Annotated in this window: 17 protein-coding genes; 15 read left to right on the top strand and 2 right to left on the bottom strand. The window is 54.5% G+C overall.

Annotation, left to right across the window (positions count from 1 at the left end; translation table 11 throughout):
* Window positions 1–160: 160 nt before the first annotated feature.
* A complete protein-coding gene (locus ACTUHY_RS11930) occupies window positions 161–1,393 on the top strand; it encodes an SLC13 family permease (protein WP_442827870.1) in 1,233 nt (410 codons plus the stop codon).
* A gap of 98 nt (window positions 1,394–1,491) precedes the next feature.
* Here ACTUHY_RS11930 and ACTUHY_RS11925 read toward each other — a convergent pair whose 3' ends face one another.
* A complete protein-coding gene (locus ACTUHY_RS11925) occupies window positions 1,492–2,352 on the bottom strand; it encodes a fumarylacetoacetate hydrolase family protein (RefSeq protein ID WP_442827869.1) in 861 nt (286 codons plus the stop codon).
* A 180-nt stretch (window positions 2,353–2,532) separates the two neighbouring features.
* Here ACTUHY_RS11925 and ACTUHY_RS11920 point away from each other — a divergent pair, with 180 nt between their 5' ends.
* The gene (locus ACTUHY_RS11920) at window positions 2,533–2,718 is read left to right on the top strand and encodes a hypothetical protein (protein WP_278675801.1); all 186 of its coding nucleotides are present in this window, start codon (window positions 2,533–2,535) and stop codon (window positions 2,716–2,718) included.
* Window positions 2,719–3,007: 289 nt separating this feature from the next.
* Here ACTUHY_RS11920 and ACTUHY_RS11915 read toward each other — a convergent pair whose 3' ends face one another.
* Window positions 3,008–4,231 (bottom strand): tRNA(Met) cytidine acetate ligase, encoded by a 1,224-nt coding sequence (locus ACTUHY_RS11915; protein WP_442827868.1) that lies wholly within the window; start codon window positions 4,229–4,231, stop codon window positions 3,008–3,010.
* Window positions 4,232–4,347: 116 nt separating this feature from the next.
* On the opposite strand from ACTUHY_RS11915, the gene ACTUHY_RS11910 reads away from it, so the two are divergent.
* The 13 genes from ACTUHY_RS11910 (at window position 4,348) to rnc (ending at window position 14,828) form a co-directional block, all read left to right on the top strand.
* Window positions 4,348–5,541 (top strand): acetate/propionate family kinase, encoded by a 1,194-nt coding sequence (locus ACTUHY_RS11910; protein ID WP_442827867.1) that lies wholly within the window; start codon window positions 4,348–4,350, stop codon window positions 5,539–5,541.
* 62 nt (window positions 5,542–5,603) lie between these two features.
* Window positions 5,604–6,107 (top strand): YceD family protein, encoded by a 504-nt coding sequence (locus tag ACTUHY_RS11905; RefSeq protein WP_442827866.1) that lies wholly within the window; start codon window positions 5,604–5,606, stop codon window positions 6,105–6,107.
* A gap of 24 nt (window positions 6,108–6,131) precedes the next feature.
* Window positions 6,132–6,314 (top strand): 50S ribosomal protein L32, encoded by a 183-nt coding sequence (gene rpmF, locus ACTUHY_RS11900; protein ID WP_075579901.1) that lies wholly within the window; start codon window positions 6,132–6,134, stop codon window positions 6,312–6,314.
* 145 nt (window positions 6,315–6,459) lie between these two features.
* Window positions 6,460–7,116, top strand: a complete 657-nt coding sequence (gene fsa / locus ACTUHY_RS11895; RefSeq protein WP_442827865.1) for a fructose-6-phosphate aldolase — start codon at window positions 6,460–6,462, stop codon at window positions 7,114–7,116.
* A 116-nt stretch (window positions 7,117–7,232) separates the two neighbouring features.
* Complete coding sequence (gene fapR / locus ACTUHY_RS11890; RefSeq protein ID WP_442827864.1) at window positions 7,233–7,823, top strand: transcription factor FapR; 591 nt, start codon at window positions 7,233–7,235, stop codon at window positions 7,821–7,823.
* Complete coding sequence (gene plsX, locus ACTUHY_RS11885; RefSeq protein WP_442827863.1) at window positions 7,807–8,823, top strand: phosphate acyltransferase PlsX; 1,017 nt, start codon at window positions 7,807–7,809, stop codon at window positions 8,821–8,823. Before fapR ends, plsX begins: the two co-directional genes overlap by 17 nt.
* A complete protein-coding gene (locus tag ACTUHY_RS11880) occupies window positions 8,824–9,834 on the top strand; it encodes a beta-ketoacyl-ACP synthase III (RefSeq protein WP_442827862.1) in 1,011 nt (336 codons plus the stop codon).
* A complete protein-coding gene (gene fabD / locus ACTUHY_RS11875) occupies window positions 9,831–10,778 on the top strand; it encodes an ACP S-malonyltransferase (RefSeq protein WP_442827861.1) in 948 nt (315 codons plus the stop codon). The genes ACTUHY_RS11880 and fabD overlap by 4 nt, the downstream gene beginning before the upstream one ends.
* Window position 10,779: 1 nt before the next feature.
* Window positions 10,780–11,523, top strand: coding sequence for a 3-oxoacyl-[acyl-carrier-protein] reductase (gene fabG / locus ACTUHY_RS11870; protein ID WP_442827860.1), 744 nt, complete (start codon window positions 10,780–10,782; stop codon window positions 11,521–11,523).
* A gap of 40 nt (window positions 11,524–11,563) precedes the next feature.
* Complete coding sequence (locus tag ACTUHY_RS11865; protein ID WP_075579908.1) at window positions 11,564–11,806, top strand: acyl carrier protein; 243 nt, start codon at window positions 11,564–11,566, stop codon at window positions 11,804–11,806.
* Between the two features lie 88 nt (window positions 11,807–11,894).
* Entirely contained in the window at window positions 11,895–12,848 is a 954-nt protein-coding gene (locus ACTUHY_RS11860; RefSeq protein ID WP_075579909.1) for a nitronate monooxygenase, read from the top strand.
* Between the two features lie 11 nt (window positions 12,849–12,859).
* Window positions 12,860–14,107, top strand: coding sequence for a beta-ketoacyl-ACP synthase II (gene fabF / locus ACTUHY_RS11855; RefSeq protein ID WP_442827859.1), 1,248 nt, complete (start codon window positions 12,860–12,862; stop codon window positions 14,105–14,107).
* 13 nt (window positions 14,108–14,120) lie between these two features.
* Complete coding sequence (gene rnc / locus ACTUHY_RS11850; protein ID WP_442827858.1) at window positions 14,121–14,828, top strand: ribonuclease III; 708 nt, start codon at window positions 14,121–14,123, stop codon at window positions 14,826–14,828.
* Window positions 14,829–14,950: the final 122 nt, after the last annotated feature.

The following is a 14,950-nucleotide window of genomic DNA, read 5'->3' as shown; positions in this document are numbered from 1 at the left end:
ATTCCGTTCTCGGATTTTACTGCTTTCGATGGTGAAATTAAAATAAAAACAGACATGAGCAAAAATCGCTCACGTCCGTGTGTGGTAGATGAATTGGAGCTTACCCCAACATTTGACAAAGAACCATTTTTTTTATGATTCTATTTCAGGAGGGGTAAAAATGGTACAAGTTGGGTCGTTGGTTTTATTATTCTTTGTCATTTTCTTAGGGATGATCACCAAGAAGAATGTGGGGATCATCGGTTTCCTGGTTGCGTATGTCTACGGGACTTTTGTCACCGGGATGAAGGCCAAGGAGATTTATGCGGGCGGATTCCCTACTACGGTGTTTTTCCTGATCATGGCCTCTACGTTCCTGTTCGGCATTGCCAACCATAATGGGACATCCACTGTATTGGCCAAAAATGTCTCCTTCCTTTCCCGAGGGAACAACAAACTGATCCCCTGGATGTTCTTTGCTGCAGCTGCCATCCTGGCCGGCGTGGGAGGGTCCATGCTGATCCTGGTGGTGATCATGCCCATCGCTTACAGTACCTGCCTGAGCCGGCAGCTGGATGTGACCATGACTTCCATCATCGTACTGGCCGGAGGGATGATCGGTGGCCTGTCGCCCATCACTCTGAACGGGATCGTAGCCAATACCCTGGCTATCCAGAATGGGGTGGATAACTATATGCCCATCTGGGGGGCCTATTCCTTCTCCATTTTTGCCATGGCGTTCATCGCTTACCTGGTCTTTAAAGGGTGGAAAGTCCCCAATACGGAACCGGATAAAAATTTCACTCCCTTCAACCGGGCTCAGGTCGTTACGGTGATTTCCATCGTCCTGGTATGTGTCGCCACCATTTTCTTCAAACAGAATATCGGTCTGCTCTGCCTGGCTTTTGCGGCGGTTTTAATCCTGCTGGGATATTGTGATCAGAAAGTAGCCATTGCCGCGATTCCTTGGGGTACGCTAATCCTGATCACCGGGATGAGCATGCTGCTCCATGTGGTGGATAAATCTGGCGGGATCACGTATCTGACGTCCATGCTGTCCAAAGTGATCACTCCGGCAACGGCTCAGCCCATCATGATCCTCCTGGGCGGTCTGATGGGGGCAGTAGCTAGCGGTACCGGCGTGGTGATGCCGACCCTGATCCCGCTGGCCGCCAAGCTGGCCGCATCCAATCCAGCTCTGGATGCCACCGCGCTGATGCTGGGGGTCATCGTGGGGACCAACGGCGTGGTGCTGAGTCCGTTCTCCACAGTCGGGGCCCTGGCCTGCGGATGTGCTCCGGAGGGCGTGGATGTGAACCATCTTTATAAGAACCTGCTCTTCACCGCCATCTTCTTCAGCCTTTCCGCTTTTGTGGTATCGTACCTGGGGATCTATAATATGCTGTTTTTATAAGAGAAAGGGGCTGTTGCATTACTTGTGCAACACACCGGTCTCGAGACCCCAAAAAGGGAGCTGTTGCGTACGCAACAGCTCCCTTTTTTTCTTTTCCTTTATTTCACTGTATTCCGCAGCGTCCCGATCCCTTCGATGGAACATTCCACCACATCCCCGCTCTTCAGGAACTGAGGCGGGTTCATCCCGATGCCGGTGCCGGAAGGAGTACCGGTAGCAATGATGGTACCGGCCCGCAGGGTCATCCCTTTGGACAGTTCGCTGATGATGTAAGGGATCCCGTGGACCAGGAGCTTCGTATTGCTGTCCTGGCGCAGTTCTCCGTTCACCTTGCAGGTCAGATGGAGAGCCGGCGGAAAGTCGAATTCATCCGCTGTCACGATGCAGGGCCCCATGGGAGCGAAGGTGTCCAGGCTCTTTCCGAAATACCACTGTTTGTGGGCTACCTGGACGTCCCGGGCCGTTACATCGTTGATGATGGTATAGCCGAATACGTAGTCCGCTGCATCTTTTTCTTCCACATTCTTGGCTTCTTTGCCGATGATCACGGCTAGTTCGCATTCGTAGTCCAGTTCCTTCACCACATTGAAATGGCCGTTGATGATCCCGTCGGGATCTACTGCACGGTCCACCCGTTTGGAGAAATAGACCGGGACCTGGCGCTGGACGATTTTTTCTGGCACATATTCATCCGGCAGTTCTTCGTCATGGGATTTATAGTTGATCCCCAGGCAGATGATATCGTTCCGGGGACGGGTTAGGGGGGCCAGGATCTTTACCTGATCCAAAGGGACCGCTCCCATAGCCACACGGGCAATACCCAGCAGTTCCTCAAAACCGGCATGCTGGATCAGATCATACATATTTTCGAATTTGTTGGCAGGGATGACATATTTTCCATCATCGGAAATGATCCCCACCTGGACATCGTCATCGTACGCAAAGGTTACGATTTTCATGGCATTCCACTCCCCTATCTGAATTCGCTGATTCAGTGTTTTGATTCTTTCTGTATTCATTGTACACGGTTTGTGTTAAAATTACTAGTAAAAGAAGAGAATCCTCTGAAATGTAAACTTTTCTTATGAGGGGTATTTTGTTTTATTTATTAGGAAGGATTTTGAGAAAGAGGGATGGAGATGCAGACGGTTTTTTATCTGGACGACGGACATGGAGACTACAATCGGAGCTATGAACAGGACAGGGATTTCGACTACGCCGATTACTCCACCGACCACAGAGAGAACAACTACCGGAACTATGAATGGAAGATCCCTAAATCCAAGAAAGAAAGGATCCGCAATATCTTGAATCATTATGAATAAGAGGGGCTGTTGCATGCGCAACAGCCCCTCTTTGAGGTCTCGGGTCTCGAGTCGTGAGTCTCGAGCCGTTGGATAGAACCTGTCCCCATGGCCAGGTTCTTTTGAAGGTGTAGAACCAGTATCGTGCTGGATATAGAAACGAATATCTTATCGTTAGCAGATTAGGGTTTGTACATTCAAAAAATTTGCTTGCAAATTTCTCATTCGGCTCGAGACTCGAGACCCGAGACCGAGTCGCTATGCGGCTTATGAGACCGGGGGGGTTGCACATAACGTGCAACCCCCTTTTTTATTTTTCCCTCACCGGCTGCATCCGGTAATCCTTGTCCGTGATCCTGCCTTCGGTGAGGAGCTGGTACAGGTCCTGGGCCCGGAGGTCCAGTTCCAGCTGCTGGCGGAAGGCCGGGGAGGGGGCTTGGGCCAGGGTGTTCTTCTCCAGCGCCGGGAAAAGCGGCAGCCGGGCGGTCTTTTTCAGCGCCCGGAGCAGCTGCCTTCCGGTTTGTGTAAAGCCCAGCACCCGCAGATAGGAAGGAGGGTGGGCTGCTGCTTCCCGGAAGCTGCAGCCCGGTCCGGACAGGAGCAGCTGCCAGAGGATCCGGCGGATCCGGGAGGCTGGATAACGCCGCGTCCGGGAGGCGTCCACCAGGGCGGCGAAACTCCCTGCCCGGCGGTGTTTCCAGATCCGGTCTTCCAGCCCTTCGGAAACCTGGGTCCAGCTGGCCAGGAGGCTGGGAGAAGCTTTTTCCAAGGCAGCGGCAAGCAGGAGATCCAGGGCCTTGTCTGTATCAGGCAGGCCCTTTTCTCCGACCCAGCTCTGGCATAGTGACCGGAGCTGAAGCGGCAGTCCCTCCAGGAATCTTGCGGTACAGCCCTGGGTGCGGAGTTCCTGCCGGAGAGCAGAAGCACTGGGGAACGGATCGGGGTCGCTTGTCAGCTGGCTTTCCCCGTAGGCCTGGCCTTCCCGGTGGATGGGCAGGGGACGGATGCCCGGATGGCTTTGGAGAGCTTTCAGGTATTCCAGGGCCAGCAGATTGTTGGAACCGGTGAACAGTTCCCGGTACGCAGGGTCTCGGGCGGCTGCCAGAATCTCAGCCCCCTTGGCATAGGAACCGCCGCTGGCTAAGGCCTCCTGCCATTCTGCTGGGGAGAAAACTTCCTGGGAGAGGGAAAGGAGCCGAGCAGGATCTTTGGCCTCGCAGCCGAAAGAGAGGTAGGTCACGAGGCCTGTAGCTTCCAGCAGAGCGATCCCCGTCCTGGCAAAGCCCTGGGCGCTCTGGAGGCTGCCGATGACGGGCAGCTCCAGCACTAGGTCCACGCCTCCCAAAAGCGCCAGACGGGCCCTGCGCCACTTGTCCCAAAGGGGCAGCTGGCCCCGCTGTGTCAGGCTGCCGCTCATGACAGCGATGACCGGCACTGGGCCCAGCTTTTTCCGCGCTTGGACCAATTGACGGGCGTGGCCTCGGTGGAAAGGATTATATTCAGCGATGATGCCGATGACAGCAGAAAATTCCATGATGTCACTCCAAATTTTTATTTTACAAATCCGTAAATCTTTGCTACCATATATTAGTATTATAGCATAAGCATAATACTGGTTTAAAAATCAGTAGTCGATCAGGAGGCAATGTAATGAAGATTTTTGTTGTAAACTGTGGCAGCTCTTCCATCAAATATCAGCTGATTGATATGAAGGATGAATCTGTCATCGCGAAAGGTCTGGTAGAACGTATCGGCATCGAAGGATCCGTTCTGACTCATACTCCGGCTGGGAAAGATAAAGTGAGACTGGAAAGCGCCATCCCTGACCATGTGGACGGGATCAAGAAAGTCCTGGCTGCTCTGGTGGATCCCAATTATGGCGTGATCAAATCCATGGATGAAATCGATGCTGTGGGCCATCGGGTGGTGCATGGCGGCGAAATCTTCAATGAATCTGTGGTGATCACAGACGAAGTGCTGAAGCAGATCGAAGACCTGAGCGATATGGCTCCGCTCCATCAGCCGGCCAACGTTTCTGGTATCCGTGCCTGCCAGAAACTGATGCCCAACACCCCGCAGGTTGCTGTATTCGACACCGCCTTCCATCAGACCATGCCTCCTGTGGCATATATGTTCGGCGTAAAATATGAAGAATACAAAGAATTCGGCATCCGGAAATACGGTTTCCATGGGACGTCCCACAAATATGTATCCGGCGTAGCCGCTGCTATGCTGGGCAAAGACATCAAAGATACCAAGATCATCACCTGCCATCTGGGCAACGGTTCCAGCATCACTGCCATCGACGGCGGCAAATCTGTGGATACGTCCATGGGCTTCACTCCTCTGGACGGCGTACTGATGGGCACCCGTACCGGCTCCATCGATCCGGCTGTGGTCCCTGTGCTGATGCAGAAGAAGGGCCTGGATGCTGCTGGCGTCGACAAGTACATGAACAAGGAATGCGGCGTCCTGGGTGTTTCCGGCGTTTCCAGCGACTTCCGGGATCTGGAAGATGCAGCGGCCAAGGGCAATGAAAGAGCACAATTAGCCCTGGATATGTTCTGCTATCAGGTGAAACGCTACATCGGCGCTTACGCAGCTGCCATGGGCGGCGTAGATGCCATCGTATTCACCGCCGGTGTGGGCGAAAACGATATCCATACCCGTCAGCAGGTCTGCGCTGGTCTGGAATTCCTGGGTGTGGAACTGGATGCTGACCGGAACAATGTCCGTGGCAAGGCTACTGAAATCAGCGCCACTGATTCCAAGGTGAAAGTATTCCTGATCCCCACCAACGAAGAACTGGCCATTGCCCAAGATACCCTGAGACTGTGCAAATAAGATAATCCGGGCTTTTGCTTGACAAAGACCGCTTTCGTCGATATAATGTAACGGTTGATAATATGATTAAAATCAATGTAGCAGAAATCAAAAAGAGACTTGTAGGGTCAGAATCTTTCCAGTACGACCTTACTCCGGCTCAGCTCAGCCTGACGCCGGAGGATGCGGAACTGGAAGGCCATATCCTGGTGGAAGGGGAACTTTCCAACGGGGGCGATGTGATCCTTCTCCAGGCCACTGAACAGTTCGTCTGCCATGGCACCTGCGCCCGCTGCCTGAAAGATGTGCGGCTGGAGCTGACGGCCCGGGTGGAAGAACGGTACTATCCAAAAGGCACAGAGGGACTGGAAGAGGATGCCTTTACCTATCAGTTCGACGTGGTTGATGTTACGGATGCTTTGAGGGAGTCCCTGCTGCTGGCCATCCCGGCCAGAGTCCTGTGCAAACCGGACTGCAAGGGGATCTGTCCTGTCTGTGGGGCGGACCGCAATGTGACGAACTGTCACTGCGATACCCATTCCATAGACCCCAGGTTGGAGGCTCTTAAGGCGTTGTTAGAGAAATAGGTTGAGTTTAGGAGGTGTAATACAATGGCAGTACCAAAGAGAAAAATGTCTAAAGCTCGTCGGGATTCCCGCCGTGCCAATTGGAAACTGGCTGCTCCTGGCTTGGTTGAATGCCCTCAATGCCACGAGCTGAAGCGCCCTCACCATGTATGCCCTGAATGCGGTTATTACGATGGTAAGGAAGTCGTGAAAGAAGACGAAGAATAAGGCCTACCGGGCAACCGGAAAACCTTGGAAAGGACACCGTCCCTGCGGGGGCGGTGTTCTTTTTATGCCCTCTTCCTAAATCCTCCAAACTGGCTTATAATGATAGAATGAAGTGATACTATCAATGTGAGGGGAGCAGCGGTTTATGAAATTCTTTATCGATACAGCCAATCTGGACGAGATCCGGGAAGCGGAAGCCATGGGGATCATCAGCGGGGTCACTACCAATCCGTCTCTGATCGCTAAAGAGGGCCGGGACTACGAAGAGACCCTTCGAGAAATCGCCCAGATTGTGGACGGACCTATTTCCGGGGAAGTCAAGGCCAGCACTACCCTGGCCCGGGATATGGTGATGGAAGGACGGGTCATCGCCCAGATCCATCCCAATATGGTGGTGAAGATCCCTATGACTGAAGAAGGGCTGAAAGCCGTGAAGATCCTGTCTTCTGAAGGGATCAAGACCAATGTGACACTGGTGTTCTCTGCTACCCAGGCCATCCTGGCCGCTCGGGCCGGTGCTACCTATGTTTCTCCTTTCTTGGGGCGGCTGGATGACATTTCCACCGACGGCACCCGTCTCATCCGAGAGGTGATGGAGATTTTCCGTCTGTACCCGGATATCACTACCAAGGTGATCTGCGCTTCCATCCGGCATCCTATGCATGTGGTGGAATGTGCCAAAGTAGGGGCGGATATCGCCACGGTGCCCTATAAAGTGTTGATGCAGATGGTCCAGCATCCTCTGACACGGACCGGGATCGAGAAATTCTGCCAGGATTTCGAAGCGGTGTTCGGCCGTTAATCTATGAACAAGCTGTAAAATTTGGAACAGACTGCTCGGTCAAGTCTTGTTTTTTACTCTGACTCTGGTATAATGGACTCTAGTGTTATGACTAGGTACTAAAAGTAGGTGGTAGGATGGGTTCTGTGGGACAGAAAAAGGCGAGACAGCAGCGCCTGCAGCAGCTGCTGGCTAGGAATCCGTTTTTAACCGACGAGCATCTGGCCGAAACTTTTCAGGTGAGCATCCAGACGGTACGGCTGGATCGGCTGGCACTGGGGATCCCTGAACTCCGGGAACGGACCCGCCATATGGCGGAGGATGCCCAGGAAAAGCTGAAAGCTATCACCAGTGAGGATATCGTCGGGGAACTGATCGACCTGGAAATCGGGGTCAGCGGCATCTCCATGATGACGGTGGACCGGGAAATGGTGCTGCAGAAGACCGGCGTCTGCCGGGGACAGTATATGTTTGCCCAGGCCAATTCCCTGGCTCTGGCGGTAATCGACGCTCCGGCAGCCCTTACCGGTGTGGCCAATGTGAAGTACAAGATCCCTGTGACAGTGGGGGCCATCTTGGTGGCACGAGCCGAGGTGGTCCGGAAGCAGGAAGATAAATATACCATTTGGGTGAAGATCAGGAACAATCACCGGGAAGTGTTCCGTGCCAAATTCCTGATCGTAGCCATTCCGGAACAAAGGAGCCAAGAAGATGAAAATCGCAGTTGACGTAATGGGAACGGACTATGGCCCTGGAGAGATCATCAAAGGGGTACTTCAGGCCGTGGACGAATATGGCTGCGACGTGGTACTGGTGGGGGACCAGGATGTGATCCGTCAGGAACTGGCCAGAGAGAACCAGGCTGAGAATCCCCATGTAACCATCCATCATGCCAGCCAGGTCATTGAAATGAAGGACCATCCGGGGATCAGTGTGAAGAAAAAGCGGGACGCCTCCATCGTGGTGGCCACCCAGCTGCTCCACGAAAAGGAATGTGATGCATTGGTCTCTTCTGGCAGCACGGGTGCCGCGGTGGCTTCTGCCCTGTTCGGCCTGGGCCGGATCCGGGGCATCGAACGGCCGGCCATCGCTACCGTGATCCCCAATGTGAAAGGGGCTACGGTGCTGGTGGATTCTGGGGCCAAGGTGGATGCAAAACCGGAACAGCTGGTCCAGAATGCCATCATGGGGTCCATTTATGCGGAACTCCAGCTGGGGATCCCCCAGCCTCGGGTGGGCCTCCTGAACATCGGAGAAGAGGAGACCAAGGGCAATGAACAGTGCCTGGCCACCTATCCCCTGCTGAAGCAGGATCCCCATATCCATTTCATCGGCAATGTGGAAGGCCGGGATATCAACAAGGGCACCGTGGATGTGGTGGTCTGCGACGGGTTCGTGGGCAATGTGGTCTTAAAGACCATGGAAGGCCTGGCCACCGCGGTGATGGAGATCCTGAAAAAGACCCTGATGGAAAGCGGCATTTTTGCCAAACTGGGGGCCCTGCTCATGAAGCCGGCTCTCCTGCGGATGAAGAAACAGATGGACGCCTCGGAATACGGGGGTGCCCTCCTGATGGGGGTCCGGGCTCCCTTCATCATCTGCCACGGCAGTTCCAAGGCCAAAGCCATCAAGAATGCTGTACGGGTGGCCATCGAGCTGACCCAGAAAGATGTGGTGGGGCGGATCCGCCAGGAAATCATGCACGACGAAGAAAGTGGTGAATTATAAATGACGAAACCTGCAGTAGGCTTTCTGGGCATGGGCTATTACGTGCCGGAGAAAGTACTGACCAATTTTGATCTGGAAAAAATGGTAGATACCAGCGACCAGTGGATCGTGGAACGGACCGGGATCCGGGAACGGCATATCGCCGCTCCGGACCAGGCTACCTCCGATCTGGCGTACATCGCCGCCCAGCGGGCTCTGGAAGACGCTGGGCTCACGGCGGAGGACATCGACCTGATCGTGGTGGGCACGGAATCCCCGGATATGAAATTCCCCTCCGTGGCCTGCATCCTCCAGGATAAACTGGGAGCTTCCCATGCGGCGGCTTTCGACCTGGCGGCGGGCTGTTCCGGCTTTGTCTATGCCTGCGGCATCGCCAGCCAGACCATTGCCAGCGGACTGTACAAGCACGTCCTGGTGGTGGGAGCGGAAACCCTGTCCCGGATCCTCAACTGGAAGGACCGGAACACCTGTATCCTGTTCGGGGACGGTGCAGGTGCCGCCGTGCTGGGACCGGTGGAAGAAGGGTATGGCATCTTGTCCGTCGACCTGGGGGCCAACGGGGCCGGGGGCCAATACCTGACCATGCCTGCCGGGGGCTCCCGGAAGCCTGCCAGCGAAGAGACCGTGGCCAACCACGAACACTGCATCCACATGGTGGGCAAGGAAGTGTTCAAGTTCGCGGTGAAGGTCATGGGCCACAGCGCTCTGGCCGCCCTGGAAAAAGCCGGCATGGGCAAGGAAGACATCGATCTCCTGATCCCCCACCAGGCTAACCAGCGGATCATCGATTCTGCCGCCAAACGGCTGAAGCTGTCCACGGATAAGATCTTCGTGAACCTGGAGAAATATGCCAATACGTCCGGCGCATCCATTCCTATCGCCCTTTGCCAGGCACGGGATGCAGGCCGGCTGCATAAAGGAGAGAACGTGGTGATGGTGGGCTTCGGTGCCGGCCTCACCTATGGTTCCCTGGTAGTGAAATGGCAAAAAGATGAGGAGGCCAGAGGATGAGTAAAATCGCTTTTGTGTTCCCGGGACAGGGGTCCCAATCCGTAGGCATGATGAAGGAACTGTACGACAATTATGCCTGCGTCCGTGAAGTATTCAAAGCAGCTGACGAAGCCCTGGGCTTTTCCATGACGGACCTGTGCTTTAAAGGACCGGAAGACCAGCTGCGGCTGACTTACAATACCCAGCCCGCCATCCTAACCTGCAGCATTGCTGCCATGAAGGTGTTGAACGAAAACGGGGTGTTCCCGGATGTGGCCGCCGGTCACAGCTTGGGAGAATATTCTGCCCTGGTATGCGCCGGGTCCCTGAAGTTCGCGGACGCCGTCCGCACCGTGCGGAAACGGGGCCAGTTCATGCAGGAAGCCGTTCCTGTGGGCCAGGGGGCCATGGCGGCCATCATCGCCCTGGATACCGCTAAGATCCGGGAAATCTGCGCCCAGATCCAGGAAAAACGGGGGGAAGCTGTCCAGCCGGTGAACTTCAACTGCCCGGGCCAGGTGGTCATCGCCGGTGCCACGGAAGCGGTGAAGGAAGCCTGTGATGCCCTGAAAGCTGCCGGTGCCAAGCGGGCCATCCTGCTGCCGGTGAGCGCACCCTTCCACAGCACCTTGATGCAGCCCGCTGCTGATCGGCTGAAGGAAGTGCTGGACGGGATCGAAGTGGCGGATGCCCAGATCCCGGTGATCGCCAATGTCACGGCCCGTCCGGAACAGAAGGGGGACGAAATCCGTCAGGTCCTGGTGAAACAGGCTGCCAGCCCGGTGCTCTGGGAAGACAGTGTCCGGTACATGATGGATAACGGCGTAGATACCTTCATCGAAGTGGGTCCGGGGAAAGTCCTTACTGGATTCGTGAAAAAGATCGACCGGTCCTTTGCCGGCCAGAATGTAGAAGACCTGGCTAGTTTGGAAAAAACCCTTGCTTATTTAAAGGAGGTCAGATAAAATGACTTTAACCGGTAAAGTCGCGCTGGTGACTGGCGGTTCCCGGGGTATCGGCCGGGCCATTGCCCTGACCCTTGCTGCACACGGGGCAGATATAGCCATCAACTATGCCGGGAATACGGCTGCGGCAGAAGAAGTCAAGGCTGCCATCGAAGCCATGGGCCGGAAGGCTATCCTGGTCCAGGGCAGTGTGGCCGAAACGGACGGAGTCCAGGCCATCGTGAACCAGGTAGTGAAAGAACTGGGCCGTCTGGATATCCTGATCAATAACGCAGGGATCACCCGGGACGGGCTCCTGATGCGCATGAAGGAAGCGGATTGGGATGCTGTCATAGAAACCAATCTGAAGGGTGTGTATAATTGTTCCAAGGCCGTGATGCGGACCATGATGAAGCAGAAAAGCGGCCGGATCGTGAATATGGCGTCCGTGGTGGGCGAGATGGGCAATGCCGGCCAGGCCAATTATGCGGCTGCTAAGGCTGGCGTCATCGGGTTCACCAAGAGCCTGGCCAAGGAAGTGGCTTCTCGGGGCATCACTGTCAATGCGGTGGCTCCCGGGTTCATCGCCACGGATATGACCAGTGTCCTGACGGACGAACAGAAGGCAGAAATGGCACGGACCATCCCTCTGGGACGGGCAGGCCAGCCTCAGGATGTTGCCAATGCAGTTTTATTCCTCGTGTCCGAGGAGGCTGCTTATATAACCGGCCAGGTTTTAAATGTGGACGGGGGCATGGTAATGTAGTATCATTATATGTTAGAGGATTGGAAGGAGGTGAAACGGAATGAGCGAAAAAGACACTTTTGAAAAAGTAAAGGCTATCACCGTTGACCAGCTGAGCGTTGCTCCGGAAGACGTAAAGATGGACTCTACTTTTATCGATGACTTGGGAGCTGATTCTCTGGACATTGTGGAACTGATCATGGCTTTCGAAGAGGAATTCAACACTGAAATCCCTGATGATGTGGCTGAAAAGATCCGCACTGTGAGAGACGCAGTCGAACTGTTGGATAAAGAAGGCAAATAATAGCATCCCATTATTTTCGGAAGGTCCCTGTTCCAGGGGCTTTCCGAACTTTATCCATGATCTTTTGATCTGAAATGGGGGATTTTTGTTGAAAGTGCCAGTGCTGAAGATTGGTGAAAAAGTAGCAACTATACCTATCGTCCAAGGCGGTATGGCTATACGCTTGTCCACGGCGCGTTTGGCAGCTTCAGTGGCCAATGAAGGCGGTGTGGGTCTGATCGCTGCTTCTGGTCTGCCCTTCGATGAGCTGCGTAAGGAAATCCGTCTTGCCCGGAAATTATCCAACGGCAAGGGGATGATCGGCATCAATGCCATGGTAGCCGCCCGGGAATTCAAGGGCCTCATTACGACTGCGGCCCAGGAAAAAGTCGATTTGATTGTGGCCGGGGCTGGCTTTTCCAGAGATATGTTTTCTGTCGGCAAGGAATACAATGTTCCTATCGTGCCGATAGTATCCTATGCCAAACTGGCAAAAATCGCGGAACGGCTCGGTGCTTCTGCTGTTGTGGTGGAAGGGACCGAAGCAGGGGGCCATTTGGGGACCCAGCGTTCCATTAAAGATATCCTGCCGGAAATCCTTTCGGTGGTGAAGATCCCCGTTATTGCTGCTGGCGGCGCTGTCACCGGCAAAGATGCGGCGGAATTACTGAAGATGGGTGCCAGTGGCGTCCAGATGGGCAGCCGATTCGCTGCCAGTGAGGAATCCAATGGATCTCCTTTCTTAAAACAATTTTATTTGAAAATGACCCAAGATGACGTGGTTCAGATAGATAGCCCGGTAGGGTTCAAAGGCCGTGCTGTACTGACTCCTTTTTCCAAAGCGGTGCTGGAGGGACATCCTCTCAAACCCACCACCTGCGACAGCTGCCTGAAGCATTGCTCCCGCAGCTTCTGTATCATCCGGGCTCTGACCCGGGCCCAGCAGGGGGACTTGGAGACGGGACTGGTCTTTACCGGGGCCAATATGTGGAAAATCAAAGAAATCCTTCCGGTTCATGAAATCTTTAGACGAATCAAGGAAGATTTGGACAATATTAAGTAGAGGTGATCCTTTTGAAACGAAGAGTGGTAGTGACCGGCCTCAGTGCGATTACGCCCATCGGCATCGGCAAAGAAGCATTCTGGAACAGCCTGATGGAAGGCAAATCCGGTATCGGCCTGATTACCCAGTTCGATACCACTGATTTTAACTGCAAAATCGCCGGGGAAGTCAAAGATTTTGACTTTGCGGACTATGGCGATAAAAAGGAAGGAAAACGGATGGACCGGGTGACCCAGTTCGCCGTAGCCTGTGCCAAGATGGCGGTGCAGGATTCTGCCTTGGACTTGGAAAAAGAAGATGCGGATCGGATCGGCGTGTGCGTAGGCACGGGCATCGGCGGCATCCATACCTTCTTGGACGCAGCCAGCAAGCTGGTCTCTAAGGGACCCAGCCGGATCAGTCCGTTCTTCATCCCTATGGAAATCCCCAATATGCCGGCAGCCCAGATCGCCATCGACTTAAAGGTGAAAGGGCCCAACACGGCTATCGTCACTGCCTGCTCCACCGGTTCTGACTGCATCGGGGATGCTCTCCGGACCATCCAGTACGGAGACGCGGATGTGATGCTGGCTGGCGGTACGGAAGCAGCCATTTCTCCCATTGCCGTAGCTGGATTCGACAATATGAAGGCTCTGTCCCGGGAAAACGACGCTCCGGAAAAAGCCTCCTGTCCTTTCGATAAGAAGCGCAGCGGCTTTGTCATGGGGGAAGGCGCCGGGATCATCGTCCTGGAAGAATTGGAACACGCCAAAGCCCGTGGGGCCCAGATTTATGCCGAACTGGTGGGCTATGGCCACAACAGTGACGCCTACCATATCACCGCTCCGGATCCGGAAGGGGATATGCAGGTGAAGTGCATGGAAATGGCCATCAAGGATGCGGGACTGACCCCGGCGGATATCGACTACGTGAACGCCCATGGTACCAGTACCCACCGGAATGACCTGAACGAAACCAACTGCTGCAAGCGGGTATTCGGGGACCGGGCCAAAGAAGTGCCCATCAGCTCCATCAAATCCATGACCGGCCATCTGCTGGGCGGTGCCGGCGGCGTAGAAGCCGTTGCCACCATCCTGACCATCAAGAACGGGATGATCCCGCCCACCATCAACTATGAAGATGTGGATACGGAAGAAGGACTGGATCTGGATTACGTGCCCAATGTGGCACGGAAGGCCGATGTGAAGGTGGCTCTCTCCAACAACTTCGGTTTTGGCGGCCACAATGCCATCCTGTGCTTTAAAAAGTACGAAGACTAAGAGGGCTTCTGTGATGGAGGAACAGCGTCAGAAAGAGCTGGAAGGGCTCTGTCACCAGCTGGGCATGGCTATGGATGACCTGCATCTGCTGGATATGGCACTGACCCATACGTCCTATGCCTATGAATCTAAGAAGAATCCCCGGCCCCAGCACAATCAGAGGCTGGAGTTCCTGGGAGATTCGGTGCTGAGCCTGGTGGTGAGCACCTATATCTACCGGCATTATCCCCGGATGGATGAGGGGGAGCTGTCCAAGCTCCGGGCCTTCCTGGTGTGTGAAGAGACACTGGCTCAGCTGGCTACGGAAAACCATCTGGGAGATCATCTGCTCCTGGGCAAGGGGGAGATCAACCTGGATGGAGAGGAGAACCCTTCCATCCTGGCCGATGCCTTTGAAAGCGTCCTGGGAGCCTATTACTTGGACCAGGGGTTCGCCAAAGTGACGGAACTGCTGGACCGGCTACTGATCCGCCGGATCCCGGAACTGACCGCCGACGGCATCGACCGGGATTATAAGACTCGGCTCCAGGAGCTGGTACAGAAAGACGGACCGGCAGAAATCGTGTATGAACAAGTTTCTGCCGACGGTCCCAGCCACAACCGTACTTTTGTCATGCGCGTCCTGGTGAACCAGAAAGAGCGGGGCAGAGGACGGGGCAGGACCAAAAAAGAAGCTGAACAGCGCGCCGCAAGGGAAGCGCTGAAAGGAAAAAACACATAAAAAAGGTTCTATAATAAATGTTGGGGTCTTGTGGACACTCCTGTTCACAAGACCCCTTGTCTTACGATAAAATAAAGACATATCTAAGCTACATTTCACCTCAACCACCACGAAGAACTGAA

Source organism: Acidaminococcus nyctereutis (assembly GCF_052216985.1).
GTDB classification, from domain to species: domain Bacteria; phylum Bacillota; class Negativicutes; order Acidaminococcales; family Acidaminococcaceae; genus Acidaminococcus; species Acidaminococcus fermentans_A.
This window is presented reverse-complemented; position numbering and strand designations above follow the sequence as displayed.

What these genes read in the sequence shown, in the direction of transcription:
- ACTUHY_RS11915 (WP_442827868.1), bottom strand. Translation starts at nt 4,231, where the DNA reads ATGGAATTTTCTGCTGTCATCGGCATCATCGCTGAATATAATCCTTTC.
- ACTUHY_RS11930 (WP_442827870.1), top strand. Translation starts at nt 161, where the DNA reads ATGGTACAAGTTGGGTCGTTGGTTTTATTATTCTTTGTCATTTTCTTA.
- fsa (WP_442827865.1), top strand. Translation starts at nt 6,460, where the DNA reads ATGAAATTCTTTATCGATACAGCCAATCTGGACGAGATCCGGGAAGCG.
- ACTUHY_RS11865 (WP_075579908.1), top strand. Translation starts at nt 11,564, where the DNA reads ATGAGCGAAAAAGACACTTTTGAAAAAGTAAAGGCTATCACCGTTGAC.
- ACTUHY_RS11910 (WP_442827867.1), top strand. Translation starts at nt 4,348, where the DNA reads ATGAAGATTTTTGTTGTAAACTGTGGCAGCTCTTCCATCAAATATCAG.
- fabD (WP_442827861.1), top strand. Translation starts at nt 9,831, where the DNA reads ATGAGTAAAATCGCTTTTGTGTTCCCGGGACAGGGGTCCCAATCCGTA.
- ACTUHY_RS11905 (WP_442827866.1), top strand. Translation starts at nt 5,604, where the DNA reads ATGATTAAAATCAATGTAGCAGAAATCAAAAAGAGACTTGTAGGGTCA.
- ACTUHY_RS11880 (WP_442827862.1), top strand. Translation starts at nt 8,824, where the DNA reads ATGACGAAACCTGCAGTAGGCTTTCTGGGCATGGGCTATTACGTGCCG.
- plsX (WP_442827863.1), top strand. Translation starts at nt 7,807, where the DNA reads ATGAAAATCGCAGTTGACGTAATGGGAACGGACTATGGCCCTGGAGAG.
- fapR (WP_442827864.1), top strand. Translation starts at nt 7,233, where the DNA reads ATGGGTTCTGTGGGACAGAAAAAGGCGAGACAGCAGCGCCTGCAGCAG.
- fabG (WP_442827860.1), top strand. Translation starts at nt 10,780, where the DNA reads ATGACTTTAACCGGTAAAGTCGCGCTGGTGACTGGCGGTTCCCGGGGT.
- rnc (WP_442827858.1), top strand. Translation starts at nt 14,121, where the DNA reads ATGGAGGAACAGCGTCAGAAAGAGCTGGAAGGGCTCTGTCACCAGCTG.
- rpmF (WP_075579901.1), top strand. Translation starts at nt 6,132, where the DNA reads ATGGCAGTACCAAAGAGAAAAATGTCTAAAGCTCGTCGGGATTCCCGC.
- ACTUHY_RS11920 (WP_278675801.1), top strand. Translation starts at nt 2,533, where the DNA reads ATGCAGACGGTTTTTTATCTGGACGACGGACATGGAGACTACAATCGG.
- ACTUHY_RS11925 (WP_442827869.1), bottom strand. Translation starts at nt 2,352, where the DNA reads ATGAAAATCGTAACCTTTGCGTACGATGACGATGTCCAGGTGGGGATC.